At 64.6% G+C, this 20,219-nt stretch carries 19 protein-coding genes; 2 read left to right on the top strand and 17 right to left on the bottom strand.

The genetic code is table 11. From position 1 onward, the window contains the following. Positions 1 to 47: 47 nt before the first annotated feature. The 5 genes from ACZYR5_RS27170 to ACZYR5_RS27150 all read right to left on the bottom strand — a co-directional run bounded on the left by ACZYR5_RS27170 (position 48) and on the right by ACZYR5_RS27150 (position 7,328). A complete protein-coding gene (locus ACZYR5_RS27170; RefSeq protein ID WP_489092535.1) occupies positions 48 to 1,124 on the bottom strand; it encodes a lipocalin-like domain-containing protein in 1,077 nt (358 codons plus the stop codon). Further along, positions 1,114 to 3,591 carry an ABC transporter permease gene (locus tag ACZYR5_RS27165; protein WP_489092534.1) on the bottom strand — a complete coding sequence of 826 codons (2,478 nt, stop codon included), beginning with the start codon at positions 3,589 to 3,591 and terminating at the stop codon, positions 1,114 to 1,116. The genes ACZYR5_RS27170 and ACZYR5_RS27165 overlap by 11 nt, the downstream gene beginning before the upstream one ends. After that, positions 3,588 to 4,259 (bottom strand): ABC transporter ATP-binding protein, encoded by a 672-nt coding sequence (locus tag ACZYR5_RS27160; RefSeq protein WP_489092533.1) that lies wholly within the window; start codon positions 4,257 to 4,259, stop codon positions 3,588 to 3,590. The genes ACZYR5_RS27165 and ACZYR5_RS27160 overlap by 4 nt, the downstream gene beginning before the upstream one ends. Positions 4,260 to 4,879: 620 nt before the next feature. Then, positions 4,880 to 5,506, bottom strand: coding sequence for a response regulator transcription factor (locus tag ACZYR5_RS27155; RefSeq protein ID WP_489092807.1), 627 nt, complete (start codon positions 5,504 to 5,506; stop codon positions 4,880 to 4,882). A 4-nt stretch (positions 5,507 to 5,510) separates the two neighbouring features. Continuing rightward, complete coding sequence (locus ACZYR5_RS27150; RefSeq protein ID WP_489092808.1) at positions 5,511 to 7,328, bottom strand: PAS domain-containing sensor histidine kinase; 1,818 nt, start codon at positions 7,326 to 7,328, stop codon at positions 5,511 to 5,513. Between the two features lie 216 nt (positions 7,329 to 7,544). Here ACZYR5_RS27150 and ACZYR5_RS27145 point away from each other — a divergent pair, with 216 nt between their 5' ends. Together ACZYR5_RS27145 and ACZYR5_RS27140 are read left to right on the top strand one after the other, a co-directional pair. Next, entirely contained in the window at positions 7,545 to 9,167 is a 1,623-nt protein-coding gene (locus ACZYR5_RS27145) for an acyl-CoA synthetase (protein ID WP_489092809.1), read from the top strand. 84 nt (positions 9,168 to 9,251) lie between these two features. Next, a complete protein-coding gene (locus ACZYR5_RS27140; protein ID WP_489092810.1) occupies positions 9,252 to 11,024 on the top strand; it encodes an acyl-CoA dehydrogenase C-terminal domain-containing protein in 1,773 nt (590 codons plus the stop codon). Between the two features lie 153 nt (positions 11,025 to 11,177). On the opposite strand, the gene ACZYR5_RS27135 is transcribed toward ACZYR5_RS27140, so the two are convergent. From ACZYR5_RS27135 to ACZYR5_RS27080, 12 genes are read right to left on the bottom strand one after another with little or no spacing between them, the layout of a single operon-like run. Continuing rightward, complete coding sequence (locus tag ACZYR5_RS27135; protein ID WP_489092811.1) at positions 11,178 to 12,035, bottom strand: CsgG/HfaB family protein; 858 nt, start codon at positions 12,033 to 12,035, stop codon at positions 11,178 to 11,180. A 30-nt stretch (positions 12,036 to 12,065) separates the two neighbouring features. Continuing rightward, positions 12,066 to 12,485, bottom strand: coding sequence for a curli assembly protein CsgF (locus ACZYR5_RS27130; protein WP_489092812.1), 420 nt, complete (start codon positions 12,483 to 12,485; stop codon positions 12,066 to 12,068). After that, positions 12,482 to 12,880 (bottom strand): curli production assembly/transport protein CsgE, encoded by a 399-nt coding sequence (gene csgE / locus ACZYR5_RS27125; RefSeq protein WP_489092813.1) that lies wholly within the window; start codon positions 12,878 to 12,880, stop codon positions 12,482 to 12,484. The genes ACZYR5_RS27130 and csgE overlap by 4 nt, the downstream gene beginning before the upstream one ends. Positions 12,881 to 12,892: 12 nt before the next feature. After that, positions 12,893 to 13,426, bottom strand: a complete 534-nt coding sequence (locus ACZYR5_RS27120; RefSeq protein ID WP_489092814.1) for a type II secretion system protein — start codon at positions 13,424 to 13,426, stop codon at positions 12,893 to 12,895. Then, complete coding sequence (locus ACZYR5_RS27115; RefSeq protein WP_027616154.1) at positions 13,401 to 13,775, bottom strand: type II secretion system protein; 375 nt, start codon at positions 13,773 to 13,775, stop codon at positions 13,401 to 13,403. The genes ACZYR5_RS27120 and ACZYR5_RS27115 overlap by 26 nt, the downstream gene beginning before the upstream one ends. 4 nt (positions 13,776 to 13,779) lie before the next feature. Continuing rightward, positions 13,780 to 14,253 (bottom strand): type II secretion system protein, encoded by a 474-nt coding sequence (locus tag ACZYR5_RS27110; RefSeq protein WP_489092815.1) that lies wholly within the window; start codon positions 14,251 to 14,253, stop codon positions 13,780 to 13,782. Between the two features lie 3 nt (positions 14,254 to 14,256). Next, entirely contained in the window at positions 14,257 to 16,080 is a 1,824-nt protein-coding gene (locus tag ACZYR5_RS27105; protein ID WP_489092816.1) for a secretin N-terminal domain-containing protein, read from the bottom strand. Beyond that, positions 16,077 to 16,595 carry a hypothetical protein gene (locus tag ACZYR5_RS27100; RefSeq protein ID WP_489092817.1) on the bottom strand — a complete coding sequence of 173 codons (519 nt, stop codon included), beginning with the start codon at positions 16,593 to 16,595 and terminating at the stop codon, positions 16,077 to 16,079. The genes ACZYR5_RS27105 and ACZYR5_RS27100 overlap by 4 nt, the downstream gene beginning before the upstream one ends. After that, the gene (locus ACZYR5_RS27095; protein WP_489092818.1) at positions 16,595 to 17,143 is read right to left on the bottom strand and encodes a GspMb/PilO family protein; all 549 of its coding nucleotides are present in this window, start codon (positions 17,141 to 17,143) and stop codon (positions 16,595 to 16,597) included. The genes ACZYR5_RS27100 and ACZYR5_RS27095 overlap by 1 nt, the downstream gene beginning before the upstream one ends. Then, positions 17,130 to 17,675 (bottom strand): PilN domain-containing protein, encoded by a 546-nt coding sequence (locus ACZYR5_RS27090; protein ID WP_489092819.1) that lies wholly within the window; start codon positions 17,673 to 17,675, stop codon positions 17,130 to 17,132. The genes ACZYR5_RS27095 and ACZYR5_RS27090 overlap by 14 nt, the downstream gene beginning before the upstream one ends. A gap of 1 nt (position 17,676) precedes the next feature. Further along, positions 17,677 to 18,480 (bottom strand): hypothetical protein, encoded by an 804-nt coding sequence (locus tag ACZYR5_RS27085; RefSeq protein ID WP_489092820.1) that lies wholly within the window; start codon positions 18,478 to 18,480, stop codon positions 17,677 to 17,679. Further along, on the bottom strand, positions 18,461 to 20,167 hold the full coding sequence (locus ACZYR5_RS27080; RefSeq protein WP_489092821.1) for a GspE/PulE family protein: 1,707 nt from the start codon (positions 20,165 to 20,167) through the stop codon (positions 18,461 to 18,463). Before ACZYR5_RS27080 ends, ACZYR5_RS27085 begins: the two co-directional genes overlap by 20 nt. Positions 20,168 to 20,219: the final 52 nt, after the last annotated feature.

Raw genomic sequence — 20,219 nt, 5'->3', positions numbered from 1 at the left:
TCAGTAGTTTTCCTGAAATAGTCGCTGTCAGCCGGTAATCGGCGTTTTCAGTAGCCGGTCATCTCCAGATACCCGCTGCCGGGGTTCGTGCCGCTCAGTTGCACCGGCCCTTCCCAGTAGGGAATCCGCAAGTCCATCCACGCCTGTGGATTCAGCGCCGTGGCACTGATGTCCAGGCCTTGCGCGGGGATCTTCAGCGCCCAGCGCGTCGGCAGTTTGCGTCCTGCAACCCGGGTGTCGGCCAAGGGTGTCAGGCTGACGTCGTCGCGCGTCAGCGCTCGGGGCTGACCCTGGGGGTCGATCCAGGTGCCGCTCACGTAGGCCTGGCCGTCCGTTTGCCGGACGCGAAACAGCATCACCTGCGCGCCACTGTCCAGGTGCAGGGAAAACCAGTCCCAGCCACTTTGCCCGGCGCTCAACGGCTGGCTGCTCCACTCGCGGTCGAGCCAGGCCGGGCCGCTGACCTGATAGGCAACACCGTCGATTTCCAGGCGACCGCTGGCGCTGAAAAATGGCTGACTGTAGTAATACGAGGCCTGCCCTTGCTCGGATTTGCGGCTGTAACCCTGATCTCCCTGCAGCACCAAGGGGCGACTGGACGACAACTGCAATTGATAGTTGAAGCCCTTGCCGGTGGCCTCGACCCGCATCCCGGCCAAGGGCTCGGCAGTGCCGGATTGGCTGCTCAGACGCCAGTCATCGATCCATGCCGCGAAGGGCTCAGTGCTCACGCCAGCCTGGCCAACGCCACCCCGGGCATAGCGCTCGGCCGCATGCTGGGTAGTCGCCGACGTCACTGCGGCATGCCCCAGCCACACCACCTGGCTGGCCCAGCCGGGTTGCTCCGGACCCGACTTCAGGGCATTGCGGAACAGGGTCCACTGCACGCCGAATTCACGGCCTTGGGCATCCTTGAGATTCGCGGTGAGGTACCACCATTCGATGCGATAACCGTCATGGGCGCCGTGATCGACTGGGAAGCTGAAGACCCGACCTGGAGTGACCTGACTGAACGCCGCCGCTCCGCTGCCCAGCCCGGCGAAACCCTGCTCGGGGTCGGGCGCCTGATCGCAGCCGGTCAACAACAACAGCAGCAGCCCTGGCAGCAATGACCTAATCCTCATGGGCAAAGGTCCTGAGCAAGTCCGCTGGCTTGGTGCGGTACAGCCGTAGCAACGGCCAGGCGCTAGCCAGGAGCGTCGCCAGCATCGCCAGCCCCAGCAGTTGCGCCAACTGCAGCGGGAATACCCGCATCGGCAGACGCCAGCCGAACGCCTGGACATTGATCACGCTGTTCAGGCACCAGGCCAGCGCCAGCCCCAACGGCACGGCCAACACCAGGGTCAGCAGGGCCAGCAACCAGGTCTGGCCCAGGTTGAGCAACATCAGTTGCCGCCGCGTGACGCCCATCGCCCACAACGGCGCCAATTGCCCCAGGCGACTTTGGCTCTGGGTCAGCAGGCTGATGAACAATGCGACGCCCGCCACGCCCAGGGTCAGGCTGTTGAGGGCGGCTGTGGCAGCAAAGGTGCGTTCGAACACCTGGTTCGACCAGCCCTTGAGTCGCGCCTGATCGACGATACGGCTGTCATCGATGGCGATGTCCTCCTGCAACGCCTTGAGCAGGGCCGGTATCGCGGCCGGCGCCAGGTACAGGTTGAAGCGATTGGGCGTGAGCGTCGGCCAGTGCTGCAGCAGGTGCGCGGCATTCACCAGCAGGTGGCCCTTGGGATTGCCATAGTCGGCGTAGATGCCGATCAGTTGCGGTGACCATGGGCCTTGAGGGGTCACGATTTCCAGCCGATCGCCTAACCGCAACTTGAGACGGCGCGCCAGCTGCTCGCTGAGCATCAGCGTGTCCTGGGTCGCCAGCTGGTCCCAGGGCGCATCGCCCAGCGCTTCGAGCAACGGCCAATGCTGACGATACGTCGGGTGGTCGATCACCCCGTACAGGTCCGCCGGCCAGCCCTTGATCGACAGCGCAACCTGCCAGTTGGGCAGCACCGCAGCGACATCCTGCCGGGCCAGCCAGTCTTGCAACTGGCTCGCCTGCCCCGGGTTCTGCGGACTGATGTACAGCTCGGCGCTCAGGCGCTGCTCCAGCCAATCGCTGAAGGTCTGGCGAAAACCGCCGGTCATGCTTGCGGCGCCGATGTTCGCCGCCAGCGCCAGCAGTAGCGCCATCAAGGCCAGGCTCAACGCCGGCAGTTGCTGCCGGCAATCGGCGACAAACCATTGGCCGAGCACCGAGCGGCGATGGCGTACGGCTTTATTGAGCAGCGCATCGAGCAGCACCGGCAAGCCCAGCGCCGCCGCCAGCAACAGTGCCGCCAGCAAAACGAAACCGCTGCCCAGGCTATCGCCGAAGCCCCAGGCCAACAGCCCGATCAGCGCCACGAACATGGCCACCCACGCCTGACGACGCAACCAGCGGCCATGGGCCTGATGCCAGGCTTGCGGATTGGCCAGCGCCAGCAGCGGCAAACGCGCGGCACGCAGCAGACTGTGAGCCCCGGCCAGCAACGCGCCAAGCAGGCTGACGCCAAGGCCAGCGAGCCACCACCAGGGACTGAGGCTCAACTGCCCCGCCACTTCGGCACCGTACAAGCCACGCAGACTGGCGGCGACATCCGGCAGCAGCACACTGGCCAGCAGGTAGCCGCTGACCACGCCGAACACCCCGCCCAGCAAGGCAAGAGCGCCCAATTCCAGGCTCAGGCACAGCACCAGCATCGGCACACTCACGCCGCAGGCCCGCAGGGTGCGGAACAGGCCACGGCGCTGCTCCAGCGCCAGGCCGATGGCGGCATGGACGATGAACAGACCAACGACAAAGGAGAGCAAGCCCAGGGCATCGAGATTGAGGTGAAAACTTTCGGTGAGACGCGCCAGGTTGTTTTCATCACTGCCGTGATTCAACTGCAAGTGCGTTCGCAAGGCTTCGGGCAACGGCCGCTCGCTGGCGGCGAAATCCTTGGGCAGCAGCAGGCGCGACACTTGCCCCGGCACTTCCAGCAACTGCTGGGCGATACCGATGTCCACCAGCAACACGCCAGGCGCCATGTCCACTTGACCGTGCACGGGCGGCAGTCGCTGGCCGTTGTTGCTTTGCGGTTGATCGCCCTCGCGCAGGCCCAGCGCCTGCAGGGTTTGCGGAGCGATCCAGGTGCGTCCCGGCGGGCTGATGAAGTCGACCATCTGCGCCAGATCCAGAGACTGACCGGCAAGTGTCGAGCCCACCGGCAGCGACAAGGGTTCGATGCCCAGCAGTTGCAAGCGCTGCCCTTCGCGCCCCTTGAGCAATAGCCGCCCCTGCAATGCCGGAGACACCGGCCAACCGGCCTGGCGCAGTGCGACAAACCACTCCTGGGAAAAATTTGCTCCATCCGGCGCACGCAAACTTAACTGGGGTTCGCCACCAATCAACTGGCTGGCGCGTGCATAGCTGTCCCGCGCCTGGGTGTTCAAGGCTTGCACCCCGGTCAACAATCCGGTGGCCAGCCACAGGCCGGTGAGCACGCTGAAAAACTGCACCGGGTGCTGGCGCCAATGACTGAGCAGCGCGCGCAGGGTTTCGCGCAGGACGTTCATGACGGCGGGCCGGGAGCGACCAGGCGCCCACCTTGCAACACCACCCGATGGGCCAACCGCGCCGCCACCCGCTGGCTGTGGGTGACCATCAGCAAGCAGGTCGAGGTGCCGGCGAGCAACTCCAGCATCAAGTCGAGCACTTGATCGCTGCTGTGTTCGTCGAGACTGCCGGTGGGCTCATCGGCCAGCAACAGGGACGGGCGCGATGCCAGGGCCCGACCCAGCGCCACCCGCTGCTGCTGGCCGCCGGACAGTTGCTCCGGATAGCGCTGAAGCAGATCCCCCAACCCCAGACGCTCCACCAACTGCCCGAGCCAACCCTGATCAAAACGCCCGGCCAACCGCGCCTGAAACGCCAGATTGTCCTCGACCCGCAAACTGCCGATCAGGTTGAACTGCTGGAACACCAGGCCGATCTGCAGGCGCCGCCAGTTCGCCAACTGACGCTCGCTCATTACCTCAAGTGCCTGCCCGTCCAGAGCAATACTACCGCGATCCACCCGATCAAGCCCGGCCACCAGGTGCAGCAAGGTACTCTTGCCACTCCCCGACTCCCCCATCAACGCCAGACTGCTCCCCGCCTCCAGCCGCAGATCGACACCCTGCAAGACGGGCAGCGGGCCTTGGGCGGTGGGGTAGGTCTTGAAGACGTCTCGGACCTCAAGCATGGGCGTGGCTCGCGGGGTAGGCGGAGAAATGAGCATAGGAGTTGCGAGCGGCAAGCCGCAACCCTGTGTAGGCGCTGGCTTGCCAGCGAACCAGCCACCGCGGTGTATCAGACGCACCGCCTTCGCCGGCAAGCCGGCTCCTACATCGGCCACAACATCCAACGCATCCGCAAACCCTGTGTAGGATCTGGCTTGCCAGCGAACCAGCCACCGCGGTGTGTCCGACGCACCGCCTTCGCCGGCAAGCGGGCTCCTACATCGGCCACAACATCCAACGCATCCGCAAACCCTGGGTAGGCGCTGGCTTGCCAGCGAACCAGCCACCGCGGTGTGTCCGACGCACCGCCTTCGCCGGCAAGCCGGCTCCTACATCGGCCACAACATCCAACGCATCCGCAAACCCTGGGTAGGCGCTGGCTTGCCAGCGAACCAGCCACCGCGGTGTGTCCGACGCACCGCCTTCACCGGCAAGCCGGCTCCTACATCGGCCACAACATCCAACGCATCCGCAAACCCTGTGTAGGCGCTGGCTTGCCAGCGAACCAGCCACCGCGGTGTGTCCGACGCACCGCCTTCGCCGGCAAGCCGGCTCCTACAGGGGGTTGATCGAAACCCCGGTCTCAACGCAACCGCAACGGCTCCACCAACCCCGCCGCAATCGCCATCCCCACCAGATCCGGCAAGGTCTGCGCCTGCATTCGCTTCATCACCCGCGCCCGGTACAGGTCGACCGTCTTCGCGCTGACCCCCAACTGCTCGGCAATTTCCCGGGTGGTGTAGCCCTGCACCAGCGGCAACAGCACATCGCGTTCCCGCGGGGTCAGAGACGTGAGGCGGTCCTGCAGTTGCTGCTGGCCCTGACTGTGTGTCTGGCTCCGCGAACACTTGCTCAGCGCCTGTTGCACACTGTCCAGCAGCAACTGCTCGTTGTAGGGCTTCTCGATAAAGTCATGGGCGCCGGCCTTGAAGGCGCGGACCACGATCGGCACATCGGCGTGGGCACTGACAAAAATGATCGGCAGATTCAGCTCGCGCAGGCGCATTTCTTCCTGCACGTTCAAGCCACCCATGCCGGGCATGCGTACGTCCAGCAGGACACAGGCATCGCGACCGGCATCACAGGCGCTAAGAAACTCGCTGCCGCTGGTGAACGGCAAGGCCGTCAGCCCCACCGACTCGAGCAGCCAGACTGTCGATTCGAGCATCCCCTGGTCGTCATCGACCACGTACACCACCTGCTCCGTCATTGCCTTATTCCTGTACTTTTCGGGTTGCGCCGGCCAAGGGCAAACGGCAGCTCATCAACAGCCCCACCGCCTGGCGCCGCGCCTGCAACTCACCGCCGAAGCCTTCGATCAGGCTGCGACTCATGGACAGACCCAGTCCCAAGCCATCGGCCTTGCTGGTGTAGAACGGGGTAAACAGCTGCGCCAGCTGCTCCTCGCTGACGCCCGGGCCCTGATCCTGCACCTGGATCTCGACACTGGCGGCACCCACCAGCGCCGCCGTCATGACGATCAGCGAAGGCTCGGCGGGATGCTGCTCGCGGTTGGCATCGATGGCGTTGCGCAGCAGGTTCAACAGCACCTGCTCCAGCAACACCCGGTCGGCATACACCGGCGGCAGATTATCCGGGAGTCGATCCTCGATTGTCACTTGGCAATTGCCCGCCTGCCAGGCACACAAACGCACGGCCTCGCGGGCCACCTCGCTGAAGTCCAGCGCCTGCATGCGTCGCTGGCCCTTGCGCAGGAACCCGCGCAGGCGACTGATCACTTGCGCGGCGTGGGTGGCCTGGTGGCTGATGCGTTGCAGGCCCTGAGTGACCTTTTCCGCCGCCTGGGGATTGCTGCCCAGGGACTGCAGATAACGCTGGCTGGCATTGGCGTAATTGACCACCGCCGCCAGCGGCTGATTGATTTCATGGGCGATGCCCGAAGCCAGTTCGCCCAGGGTCACCAGGCGCGCGGTGTGCGCCAGTTCGTCCTGATGCCGGCGCTGCTGGGCTTCACGCAGTTCACGCTCGGTCATGTCCCGCGCCACCAGCGAGTAATAGCGCTCACCGGCGGCCGCGCGGTGCGCCAGCAGCACCAGCGACACCGGCACCGAACGCCCCCCGCCGGACGGTTGCAGGCGCGCGTCGGTGCTCCACACGCCATCGCGCTCGGCGCTGGGCCAGCCATCGCGTTGCAGGCGCGCCAGGTCGTCACTGGCGAACAGTTCAGCGAGATCGGGCATCGGCTGTCCGCTGCCGATTCCGAGGATGCGCCGCGCAGCGGGGTTGAGGTAGGTGACCAGCCCTTGCGGGTCGATGAACAACACCGGATCGGTATTGGCCTCGACCACTTCAGCCAGGCGCCGCTTGTTTTCCTCGGCCTGCACCCGCGCGGTGATGTCGCGCGAGACGGCGACCACCTCCACCACCGCCCCGGTATAGGTTTCGCGAATCGCCCGGCAGGCGGTTTCGAACCACAGGTAATGTCCATCGCGATGGCGAATGCGGTAGGTCATGGTGTGATAGCCGTCCTGCGCCAGCGCTTCCTGCGCACGCTGCATCAGGCTCGGCAGGCCCTGGACATGGAACAGGCCCTGGGCCGGTTGTCGGCGCAGCTCTTCGGGCCAGTAACCGAGCAGGGTCCAGGACGCCGGCGAGGCATCGAGAAACTGCCCGTCCGGGGTGTGCCGGGAGATCAGGTCGGTGGTGTTCTCGATGATCAGCCGGTACAGCCGCCGCGCCGTGGCCGCTTCGCGCCGGGCGATGATCTGCGCGGTGGCGTCGTGGCAGCGGGCGAGCACCCGGTTGGCCTGCGGATCGGGGATGAAGGTCCAGGTGAGGATCTGCGCCTGGCATTGCACCTCGACCTCTTCGATGGCGCGCTGCTGATCAAGACAGGCGCGCACCAGCATCAGGTAGTTCACCGGCAGCAGCTCTTCCACTTGCGCCGGCACCCGCTCGCCGAGCAAGGCCAGCAACGCCGGGTTGAACGCCAACGGCTGGCCTTGCGGGTCGAGCAACAGGCTGGGCTGCGGGTCGTGGGGTAGCAGCGGCGATTCAGGCGTCTGGCTCATGGGTGGTCCAGGGATTCAAAGGCGCCCAGCATATACCGGGACGGGACTGATTAGAGCTTCGAGGGAAATAAATATAGTACATATACTATACGTCTTAGGTTGTACTTCCATATCTACCGGCAAATGTATATAAAGCACACCGGACATTTAAAGATGACCTGGGCGCTCGCGCCGGGTCACCGATCAGAGCTAACAATCAGCCACCGGGTACCGTACATGTCGATCTATGAACAAGGGCTCAGCCCTGCGCCTGTCAATCACATCGCCTTGTCTCCGCTCAGCTTCATCGAGCGCACTGCCAGCGTTTATCCCCACTACCCCGCCGTGATCCACGGCTCGATCCGCCGCACCTGGGCGCAAACCTACGCGCGCTGCCGGCGCCTGGCTTCGGCCCTGGCCGGACGCGGCATCGGCAAGGACGACACGGTGGCGGTGATGCTGCCGAATATTCCCGAGATGCTCGAAGTGCATTTCGGCGTGCCGATGATCGGCGCCGTGCTCAACCCGCTCAACGTGCGCCTGGACGCCGAAGCCATCGCCTTCATGCTCCAGCATGGAGAAGCCAGGGTGCTGATCACCGACCGCGAGTTCCACGCCGTGATCCACGCCGCGCTGGGCATGCTCGATCACCCGCCGCTGGTGATCGATGTCAACGACCCGGAGTACGGCGAAGGCCAGGCGGTCAGCGAACTGGACTACGAGGCGCTGCTGGCCGAGGGTGACCCGGACTTCGCCTGGCAGTGGCCCGCGGACGAGTGGCAGGCGATTTCGCTGAACTACACCTCGGGCACCACCGGCAATCCCAAGGGTGTGGTCTACCACCATCGCGGCGCCTATTTGAACGCGCTGGGCAACCAGATGACCTGGGCCATGGGCAATCATCCGGTGTACCTCTGGACGCTGCCGATGTTCCACTGCAACGGCTGGTGCTACCCCTGGACCATCACCGCGCTGGCCGGGGTCCACGTGTTCCTGCGCCGGGTCGATCCGCAGAAAATCCTCACCCTGATTCGCGAACACCAGATCACTCACCTGTGCGGCGCGCCGATCGTGCTCAATGCGCTGGTGAACATGCCGGAATCGGCCAAGGCGGCGATCGATCATCCGGTCAACGCCATGGTCGCCGGCGCCGCGCCACCGGCCAAGGTGATCGGTGCGGTGGAGCAGATGGGGATCAAGGTCACCCACGTCTACGGCCTGACCGAAACCTACGGCCCGGTGACCATTTGCGCCTGGCATGCCGAGTGGGACGCCTTGCCCCTCGACGAGCGCGCCCAGGTCAAGTCGCGCCAGGGCGTGCGCTACGCCACCCTGGAAGGGGTGATGGTCGCCGACTCCAGCACCCTCGAACCCACCCCGCGTGACGGCCAGACCATAGGCGAGGTCTTCATGCGCGGCAACACGGTGATGAAGGGCTACCTGAAGAACCCCAGCGCCACCGCCGAAGCCTTCGAAGGCGGCTGGTTCCACACCGGCGACCTGGCGGTCTGTCATCCGGACGGTTATGTGGAGATCAAGGACCGTCTCAAGGACATCATCATTTCCGGTGGCGAGAACATCTCAACCATCGAACTCGAGGGCGTGCTGTACCGCCACCCGGGCGTGATGGAGGCGGCGGTGGTCGCCCGGCCCGACGAAAAATGGGGCGAGACCCCTTGCGCCTTCATCACCCTGAAGGCCGACCACCAGGACGTGCGCGAGGCCGACATCATCAGCTTCTGCCGCGAACACCTGGCCGGCTTCAAGGTGCCGCGCACGGTGGTCTTCACCCTGCTGCCGAAGACCTCCACCGGCAAGATCCAGAAGTACGTCCTGCGCGAACGGGCCGAAGCGCTCTAGGCCAACCACGACCACTCGCCAGCCGGCGACCGGCCCCGCTGCCCGTCGCCGCCCCCGAACAACCGTCCTTGTGAGGTTTACCCGATGCCCGAATTCAATGCCCCGCTGCGCGACATGCGCTTTGTCCTGCATGAAGTGTTCGACGCCCCTGCCCTGTGGGCGCGCCTGCCGGCCCTGGCGGAAACGGTCGACGCCGACACCGCCGATGCGATTCTCGAGGAAGCGGCGAAAGTCACCTCGCAATTGATTGCCCCGCTCAATCGCAGCGGCGACGAAGAAGGCGCGCAATGGCGCGATGGCCAGGTCAGCACCCCGAGCGGTTTCCAGCAGGCTTATGCGACCTACATCGAAGGCGGCTGGGTCGGCCTGGCGGGCAATGCCGAATACGGCGGCATGGGCATGCCGAAGATGCTCGCGGTGCAGGTCGAGGAAATGCTCTACGGCGCCAACTCCAGCTTCGCCCTGTATTCGGCCCTGAGTTCCGGTGCCTGCCTGGCCCTCGATGCGCACGCCAGTGAGGCGCTGAAAAATCTTTACCTGCCACCAATGTACGAAGGCCGTTGGGCCGGTTCCATGTGCCTGACCGAAGCCCACGCCGGCACCGACCTGGGGCTGATTCGCAGCCGTGCCGAACCCCAGGCCGATGGCAGCTACCGGATCAGCGGCAGCAAGATTTTCATCACCGGTGGCGAGCAGGACCTGACCGAAAACATCATCCACCTGGTGCTGGCCAAATTACCGGACGCCCCTGCGGGTCCCAAGGGCATCTCGCTGTTCGTGGTGCCGAAGGTGCTGGTCAACCCGGACGGTTCTCTCGGAACAGCGAACGCGGTGAGCTGTGGTTCGCTGGAACACAAGATGGGCATCAAGGCCTCGGCCACTTGCGTGATGAACTTCGACGGCGCCAGCGGCTGGCTGGTGGGCGAAGCCAACAAGGGCCTGGCGGCGATGTTCACCATGATGAACTACGAACGTCTGTCGATCGGCATCCAGGGCATCGGTTGCGCTGCCGCGTCCTATCAAAGCGCGGTGGCCTACGCTCGCGAGCGGCTGCAGAGCCGTGCGCCGAGCGGTGCCGTGGCGCCGGACAAGGCCGCCGATCCTATCATCGTGCACCCGGATGTGCGCCGCATGTTGCTGACCATGAAGGCCATGACCGAAGGCGGCCGGGCGTTTGCCTGCTACGTCGGGCAGCAACTGGACCTGGCAAAATACGCCGACGAACCGGCCGAGCGCGACAACGCCCAGGCGCTGGTGGCCCTGCTGACGCCGGTGGCCAAGGCGTTCTTCACCGACAGCGGGCTGGAAAGCTGCATCCACGGCCAGCAGGTGTTCGGCGGCCATGGCTACATTCGCGAGTGGGGCCAGGAGCAGTTGGTGCGTGACGTGCGCATCGCGCAGATCTACGAAGGCACCAATGGCATCCAGGCGCTGGACCTGCTGGGGCGCAAGGTGCTTGCCGACAACGGCCAGGCGCTACGCCAGTTCACCGCCGAGATCCGCCGCTTCGCCGATCAGCCGGGGGCGCCGTTTGCCGGGGAACTGTTCGAGGCGGTGCAACGCCTGGAGGATGTCAGCGACTGGCTGCAAGCGCGGGCCGCGAATAATCGCAATGAAATCGGCGCGGCGTCGGTGGAGTACCTGCACCTGTTCGGCTACCTGGCCTATGCCTGGCTGTGGGCACGGATGGCCCAGGTGGCAGAGCAGAAGCTGCCCGAGGATCCGGCGTTCTACGGCGGCAAACTGGCCACCGCGAACTTCTACATGCAGCGCCTGCTGCCGCGCATGGCCAGCCTGGAACAGTCGATCCGGGCCGGCAGCGAGTCGTTGTTCGGGTTGAGTGCGGAGCAGTTCTAAAGCTGACGCCCCCCCCAACCTTGTAGGAGCGAGCTTGCTCGCGAAAAACCCGAGGGCGCCGCGTACATTCAGACAGCGCGCGTTATCGTTGACGTTTTTTTCGCTGGCCAGCTCCTACAGGGGTTTTATGGTGTTCGTAGGTCCCGTACCCCCTCACTCCTCTTCCTTCTGCACAGTGTTGTGCTGCGCCAGGTAACGATCCAGGGTCGCATTTTCCTGGGCCGGGTCGCCGGCCACTTGCCACAGGCGGCGTTCGATGCCCTGGGCCAGCAGGTGGCCGACTGCCGATTCGATGGCCGACAGTACACAGAGCTGCGCCGGTTCGTTGGTGGTGTAGCCGACCTCGGCTTCCAGCAATTTCTTGAATTCGATGAACTTGAACACCCCGGCGCTGCGGCCGACCGAGTAGATGGTCTTGCTGGTCATCACGTTGGCCAGCACCTGGCCGCTGCGCACGTCCACGGCCCGCAGGTTGACCGAGACCTGGTCGACCCGGTACTCGCGGGAGATGTCGATGCCCAGGTAGCGGGCCCCTTCCCCACCACTCTTGACGTTGGTGTCATAGGCGATGATGCCGCCTTCGAGCATCAGGTTCGCTGCTTGCAGCGGCGGCAGTTCCGACTGGATATTCACCGGCGTGTTGGGCTTTTTCTGCGAGGCGCGGATGATCTTGCGCTCGGTCAGCAGGTTCTGCAGGCCCTCACGCTCCAGCACCACGAACCAGCCACTGGCCTGCAGCGCATCCATCAGCATGCTCGCCGCGCCCTGGGTCACGCTGGTGGAAAACGAACTGGCCGGGGTCGGCTTGTATTGCCCGGTCTGGTCACGGAAACCGTAGACCACCGCCATCAGACGGCCCTTGGGACGCGGCATGTTCAGCAGGTCGTAATAGGTCGAGGCGCGCGGCGTCAGTGTCGGCGTCTCGCCTTCCTGTTCAGCGCCCACCGGTTCGCGCAGCGCGCAGCCCTGCAAGGTGAACAGCAGCGTCATCATCAGGATTATTGTTTTCATGTCCGTCCCTCCCCATCGTCCCGAATCCCCTCAAGGGGCCAGGCCATTCACTTGGATTTCCGAAATTTCGCCGGTCGCGCGGTCGGTCACCTGAATGCTCAGGGCCCCCGAGTCGTCGATGACATTGACGATGAACGAGTCGGTGGACAGGCTCCCGGTGTTACCCGTGGAAATGTTGTCCAGCAACTGCGAGAGCAGCCGCGACTGCAGCTGGCTGGTGAAGCGATCCAGGGCCGAGGTGCCGGTGGCGGTGGCCCGCGATTTGATGTCCGGGTCGTCGTAGTCGTTCTGCGCCTGGGCGTTGTTGAGCAGCCAGGTGCCGTTCAACGGGTTGCCGCCGAACGAAGGGTTGATCGGGGTGTAGACCAGTTCCGTGGCCTGGACCAGGCCGCAGCTGCCCAGGCCCAGCAACAACAGGCCGGCGCGCCGTGAGAGGCTTGTGCTGTTCATAGTTCGTCCTTCTCCAGGTCGGTGGTGTCTTGTAGCAGCGTTTCGAGCCTGCGCTGGGAGATCTGCGCCTTTACCCAATCGGCGGCCTCGACGGCGGTGTCTTTCAATTCAGTGGTGTTGGGCGCCAGGAAGCGCCGGTACACCAGGCGCCTTTCGTATTCCACCGTCACCAGGCTGCCCCAACGGGCGTCCGGGCGTTCGCGCACTACCAGGTTGAAGTCCATGGGGCTGATGGCGCGCATGCGGTCGGCGAAGTAGAAGTAAAAGTCGTGGCCGACATGGGAAATGGTGTTGTCGATGATGAAGCCGGCCATCTCATCTTCGTCATTGCCCCGCGCGGTGCTGGTGGCAAGTGTCAGCAGCAGGGCCAGGGATGTCAGGAACAGACCATTCATGGGTACGTCTCCCTAGCGATCTGCCGTGGCGGACGGGGATTTCACCTGTCCGGCAGGGCCGTCGAGAAATGCCTTTTCGGCGACGAATTGCCAGTCCGAATACTGCGTCATGCCGTTGAAGTCGACCCACTGGGTGGGAAAGTCCGCCTGCTTGAGCGGCAGCTCGTGGGACTGGCTGTAGACCCCGGTGATGCGTCCGTCGATGCCGCGGGTGAAGCCCCATTCCTCGGTATTGCCAATCGGGTCCGGGTACAGCCGACGAATGTGCGACCGGGGGGTGGGGAAACGTTGATCCACCAGCAGGTCCGCCAGCTCCTGCGGATACAACGCCACACCCGGGGAGCTGCGGTAGTAGCTGCGCAGGGCCTGGGCATACTGGGTGCCGACCCACAGCAACTGGCGTTCGCGATCTCGCCGGGCGCTGGTCGACCACAGCTCGCCGGCGCTGGCCAGGGCCATGCCCATGACCACAATCAGGAACAGCACGCCCAGGTAGGTGAAGCCGCCTTCGGCGTGGGGGCTACCACTCGGAATACAGGCTGCCATCACGCGCCCTCCCGGTAGCACCACTCTTCACATCAGCCACCCCGCCGGCCACTCCGTCCGGTGGCGCGACCAGTACCCACAAATCGCTGCGCTCACTGATCGGGTCCATGGGCGCGTTGCGCAGGTAGCGCTGCTCGACCAGTTGATCGAGGGAATCGGGGTAGTGCCCGGTGTCGCCGTAGTAGTGGTCCAGGGCTTCGCGCATGGCCGACAGGCTCTGGCGCAGCGTGGTTTCCTTGGAGGTTTCCAGGCTGTTGAAGTAGCGCGGCAGGGCGATCGTCATCAGGGTCGCGATGATCGCCATCACCACCATCAGTTCCAGCAGGGTAAAACCCTTTTCCCGGCGCATAAGCTCACCACTCACTGTAAGCGATACCGTTGAGGCCCTTGCCGCGGGCATGGGAGTACACGTCATAGACGTCCTCGCCTTCACGCGGGCTCTGGGCCGTGCTGTCGTAGGAGCGCAGGCCCCAGCCACCCTGGTCGTCACGCTTGGTCGCGGCGAACGGGTCACGGGGGATGCGCCGCAGGAAGTAGAACTTGGCGCCCTTGGCACTGCGTACATCCCGCACCCCGTCCACCAACACTTGCAGGCTTGGCGGGTAGCCGCTGCTGTTCAGCGACTTCTCGATGTAGCCGGCGTCGAAGGCGCGCTTGTAGGCATCGAGGGCATCGCGAATCTGGTACAGCGCGGTGCGCAGGTCCTGCTCCTTGCCCCGGCGCACAATGGTCTCGGTGAGCGGCGCGGCCATGCCGGCCAGCAAGCCGATCAGGGCCAGGGTCACCACCACTTCAATCAGGGTGAAACCGCGCACCGAGCGTTTCATGGCTCAAGGCCTCTCGATTGGGTGATTGGAAGCAACGGGCTCGGACGGCAGCTCGATCGAGACGTTGGCGTCACGACGCGGCGCCGGCACGTGCATGCTGGTCTCGGTGCCGGTCTGGAACTCCATGTCCGACGGGCTCTGGTACGGCAGGTTGCGCACGATCCGCGGAGTGATCGACAGCACCAGTTCGGATTTGCCGACGGTGTCCTTGTTGCTGCCGAACAACCGGCCCAGCCCGGGGATATCACCGAGGCCGGGAATCTTGTTGCCGGTGGCCAGGTGGTCATTGCGCACCAGGCCGGCAAGGATCTGGGTTTCGCCGTCATGCAGGCGCAGGGTGGTCTGGGCGTTGCGGGTGTCGACCTGGACCGGGATAGTGCCCTGGCGAGTCGGCTCCAGCGGCGTGGCGTTACTCACTTCGAGGGCGATCTTGATTGCCACTTCATTGTTCAGGTGGACGATCGGTTGTACTTCGAGCTTCAGACCGACGTCGAGGTAGGTCACGCTTTCGGTGATCACCGGGCCCTGGGTGGAGGGCACAGAAGTGGCGCTGATGATCGGTACACGCTGGCCGATGTGGATCCGTGCCTGCTCGCGGTTGGTCACGCGGATCACCGGGCTGGCCAGGGTGTTGATGTCGTTGTCCTGGGCGTTGATCTTGGCCTGCGGCGACGGGTTGATGCTGATGCGGCTGGAATCGAGGCCCTTGAGCTGGTCGAGAATGGTCACCGGGTTGCCATCTTCGGTGAGCACGCCGAAGGTGTTCGGCCATTGGATGCCCAGGTCGAGGATGCGCTGGCGGGCGACCTCCATCACTTCTACCTCGAGCACCACTTCGGGATTCGACTGATCCTGCGATTGCAGGAGCTTCTCGGCCATGCGCACCGCGTCTTCGGTGTCGCGCATGGTCAGGGTGTTGAGGCGCTCATCGACAAACACGTCGCGGGTCTTGAGCATGGTCTTGATCATGTTCAAGGCAGTGTTGGAATCGATGCTGGTCAGGTAGAAGGTGCGCATCACCAGCTCCTGGTAATCCTTGAGCTTCTGCGGCGAGTCCGGGTAGATCAGGATGGTGTTGTCGTTCACCACTTTCTGGTGCAACTGGTTCTGCTGCAGCAGCAACTCGACGGCGTCTTCGATGCGCACTTCACGGACGAAGATGGTCGCCTTCATGTCGGGGCGCAGGTCCTTGTCGAAGATGAAGTTGAGTCCGGCGACCTGGGACAGCACTTCGAAAATGGTCTTCAGGTTGGCGTCGCGAAACTCCAGGGTCACTGGCCGGTCGAGGCGAGTGCGCAGCTGCGGATTGCTCACCACGTTGCGGCTTTTCACCAACTGGATGTTGCTGTCCAACTCCAGCGCGCCTTCGTTCTTCGGATCCAGCTCAAGGATCTGTTTGACCTGGCGATCGGCGCCGTAGATGTCACCCCGGCGCAGGTCGCCACGGGCCAGTTCGAGCTTGGCGTCGAGGCTGCGCATGTACTCCAGCTGCCGCAGCGAGTCCTGGGCGCGGCGGTTGTGCGGCTCGATGTTCAGCACCCGGGCAAAGTTGATTCGCGCCGAGGCGAAGTCGCGGTGCGCACGGTCCGAGTCGCCCTGCACCAGCAACGCTTCCACGGCATGGGCACGGCCGCTGGTCAGGGCCAGGTGCAGCTCGGTGTCGCGAGGGTTTTCCCGCAAGCCTTCCTCGATCCGCGCCAATCCTGCTTCGTACTGACCCTGGTCGATCAGTTCCTGGCCTTCCTTGTTGGCAAGTTGCGCCGTGCTGCACGCGGCGAGGCCGACGCACAGGCAAATCAGGGACATCAGCATACGGGGCTGGTTCATGGCGCGCTCCCCACAGACAGGGTCTGGGATAAATGCATGGGCAGGTAGACCAGGTTCAATTCCTTGTCGGAAATGCCCACGATCCGCCAGTTGTCGTCGATCACATCCCCTTTACGGACGACGTAGATTTTCTCGCCGCTCTGCAGGAACACTTGCAGGTCATGCTGATCAGCCAGCCTGCCGACAAACTGGAACGGCATCGGCGGCAGGGTCGGGACCTGGACGACCGGGGCTTGTACGATCGGGGTTTCGGTAACGGTGGCGAGCTTGACGGCCGGCTTCCAGCTGCGAGAGCTGAACAGGTCACCCGCCGGTGCCAGGTCCTTGATCGCCACCACTTTCGCCCCTTCACTGGCGGTCGGGGTGGCGCCGGACCTGGCTTTGCCGGACGACAGGGCCACGCTGCCGGCCGAATCACCGCCGTCGTCCTTGTCACTGAACAGTTCCGGCAGCCAGGCCAGCGTCACCGCGACCCCGAAGAACGCCACCCAACCGATGATTTTCTTGTTGTTCATCATGACCTCGACAGGTAAAGGGTCATGCGGATCCGACCGGCAATGTCGGTGTCGGCGATGCGTTTGCGTTGCAGCTCGAGGTCTTCCAGTACCACCGCCGGCAACTGGGCCAGCAAGGCGTGCATGAAGCGCCGCAGTTGCGGGTAGCTGCCGCGTACCGGCAACAGAATCTGGTAGCGCGCCAGGTGGGTCTTGGGATCGATGCCCAGGGCGTACTCACCGCGCGACAGGGTGATGTGTTCCTGGGCCGCCAGCGCATAGATCTTGTCGATGGCCACGGTGGCCTGGGGCTGGGAGGGCAGCTTGCTGCGGAAATCATCCAGTTGGCGCTGCGGCACCACCGGCGCGGCGACACTGCCCTCCTCGACCCTGGCCAGGTAGTCGCTGGCCTCCCTGGTCTGCTGGTTAAGGTCTTCCAGCGCGCGCCAGTCCGGCAGCAGTGCGAGGCTGGCGTAGCCGAGCGCGAGGATCAGCCCTGCCAGGCCCACCAGGCCAGGAACGCCGAGGGTCTGCAGGTATTCGTGGACGATCAGTCTAGGGATTCGCATCGCCCATCTCCCAGGTTGCCGACAGGTTGAATTGCACCGGGTGTTCCGCCGACTGCGCGACGATTTCGTGATTGAGCAGCGACACGTCGCTCAGTTCGTCACTGGCTTCGAGCAGGCGGTGGAACTCCAGCATGGATTCCAGATCGCGGGCTTCGGCGCTGATCCGCAGCAGGCCCTTGCGGGCATCCGGGGTCAGGGTCAGCAGCGCGACGTTGTCCTTGGGCATGGCTTCAAGCATGGCGAACAGGCGCTCCCAGGGCCGGCGCAGTTGCTGCGAGACCTTGCGCATTTCCGCCAGGTTCTGTGCCTGTTCGCGGGTCTCGGCAGGGGTCAGGCCGGGCTTGCCGGCGCTGTCGCCGGTGAGCACGCGCTGGGTGTTTTGCAGGTGGCCTTGTTGCTGCGCGACCTGCTGGCTGAGGTGCTGTTGCAGCGCGACGCAGCCCAGGACCAACAGGCTGCCGGCGAACAACAGGCTCCAGCCCAGGGGACTGGAGCGCCGAGGGGGCTGGAAGTCGAGCATCAGCGGGCGCATGTCAGGCCACCGCCAGGGACATGACATACAGCCCGTCGTGCACGCTCGCCGGCCCCTCTTCGAGGGTGCGCAACTGCACATCGTCCAACTCGGGCAGCGCGTCCAGGCGCGCCGGGGCATGCAGGTAGACATTCAAAGGCCGTTCGCTGGTGGAGGCCTGCAGCTGCCGTTCACGACCGATCAGGGCACTGAGCGCTGCGTCACTGTCGTTGCTGCCCACCGAGCGCACCGCCACCCAACGTCCTTCGCGGGCCAGCAGCAGCACGCTGCGTACCGGCTCGGCGACGACGAACAGGAAGTCGCCGTTGCCCAGGCTCTTGTCGAAACGGTTGTAGGCCGCCATCAGGTAAGGCTGCACCGAGCTCAAGCGCAGGTTGCGTGCGCTGACCAGGCTGCGCAGGCGTTCCAGCAACTCCTGGGGCAAGGCACTGGCGATGCGGTCATGGCCGGCGGCTTCCGCCGAGAGCACGATGTTCCAGCCCTGGCTGGCCGCTCCGTACAGGTCCTCGAAACACAGCTGGGCGAACCCCAGCAATTCGCTCGGGCTGCCGATTTCCTCGCTCCAGGGCACCAGGCAGTAGCGGCTGAAATGCCCCGACACCAGCACCGTGACTTCCGAGCGCGGCCGGGCATGTTCACCCAGCAGCCGGTCGAGGGTTTCCAGGGCGACGGACCAGGCGGTGTAGCCTTCGTCGATAAAACCGACGCTGCCCAGCCAGTGGATCTGTCCGGCCTGGCGCTGACCTAGCCCGACGCCGCTGGCGCCGAGTACGGCGACAAATTGATCACGCGATAAAAGTGACACGATTGATCTCCTCCAGCGTGGTCCGACCATCACGCACCAGCTCCAGCGCCGATTCGCGCAGCAGGCGCAGGCCACGGCTGCACGCCAGGGCCTTGATTTTCGCAATGGGTTGGCGTTCGACGATCATCTGCCGCAGCTCGTCGTCCAGGTGCAGCAACTCGGCAATCGCACTGCGACCGCGGTAGCCGGTGCCGCGGCAATGCCCGCAGCCACGGCCCTGTACAAAGTGGTAATGGCCGACCTGCAAGGGGTCGAGGCCGGAGTCGCGCAGTTCTTCTTCGGTGGGTGTCACGGGGCTGGCGCAGCTGCTGCACACCAGGCGGATCAAACGCTGGGCCAGCACTGCGTTGAGCGCCGAGACCAGGCTGTAGGGGTCGATTTCCATCTGGGTGAAACGGCCGATCACGTCGAACACGTTGTTGGCGTGGATGGTGGTGAACACCAGGTGACCGGTGAGGGCCGATTGCACGGCGATCTGCGCGGTGTCGGGGTCACGGATCTCACCGACCATGATCTTGTCCGGGTCGTGACGCAGGATCGAGCGCAGGCCGCGGGCGAAGGTCAGGCCTTTTTTCTCGTTGACCGGAATCTGCAACACGCCCGGCAGTTGATACTCGACCGGGTCTTCGATGGTGATGATCTTGTCCACGCCGTGGTTGATCTCGGTGATCATCGCGTAGAGCGTGGTGGTCTTGCCGCTGCCGGTCGGTCCGGTCACCAGCACCATGCCGTAGGGTTCGGCCGCCAGCCGGCGCAGGCTGCGCAGGGTTTCGTCCTCGAAGCCCAGGGCCTGCAACTGCACGCCACTGACCTTGTCGGCCAGGTCCTGTTTGTCGAGCACCCGCAGCACCGCGTCTTCGCCGAAGATGCTCGGCATGATCGAGACCCGGAAGTCGATCTGCCGGCCACTGATGCCGATCTTGAAGCGTCCGTCCTGAGGTACGCGTTTCTCGCCGATGTCCAGCTCGGCCATGACCTTGACCCGCGAGATCACCTGTTCGGCGAACTCGGCGCCCTGGATCTTGCTGATGTTGTTGAGCACCCCGTCGATCCGGTACTTGATCACCAGGCCGCTGCCGGTGGTGCCCAGGTGGATGTCGCTGGCGTGCATTTTCAGCGCGTCGTAGAGGGTCGAGTTGACCAGCTTGACCACCACGCTGGCGTCTTCGCTGATGCTGGTCAGGGACAGGCTCTGCAGGTTGTCGGTCTCGACGCTGGCATCGGCCTGGGCGTTCAGCGACTCGACCGCATGGAAGCTCTCTTCGTGGCGCGCCAGGTAGGCCTTTAGGTCTTCGAAGTGCACCAGGTACAGGGGCGCGCCATGCAGGCAGTCGTCGATCCAGGCCAGGCGGCTGGTGTCGAAGGGGTCGGCGAAGACGCCAATCACCGTATCGGCATGGCGCAGCAGGATGAATTCGCGCTTCAGGCATTGGGCCAGGGTGACCCGGTCGAATACCGGGGTGGCCTCGAACAGCTGGGCGGTGTCGAGCACCGGGTAATGCAGGGTGGTGCCGAGGCACTGGATGAAGGCCATCGGCTCGAGGCCGCTCTGGCTCTGCAGGGTTTCGAGCAGCCGCTCACCGGTGCTGGCGGCCTGGTGCCGGGCGTGAGCCAGTTGCTCACTGGTGAATCGGGTAGGTAGCGATGCCGCTTGGGCCGGTTCGACGGCCAGTGACAAACGTTCCATGGCTTGCTCTCCAACGCCTGGGGTTCAGAACCCGGGCGGTGCGGCAGGCCAT

The sequence above is a fragment of the Pseudomonas sp. F007 genome, assembly GCF_057814275.1.
This window is presented reverse-complemented; position numbering and strand designations above follow the sequence as displayed.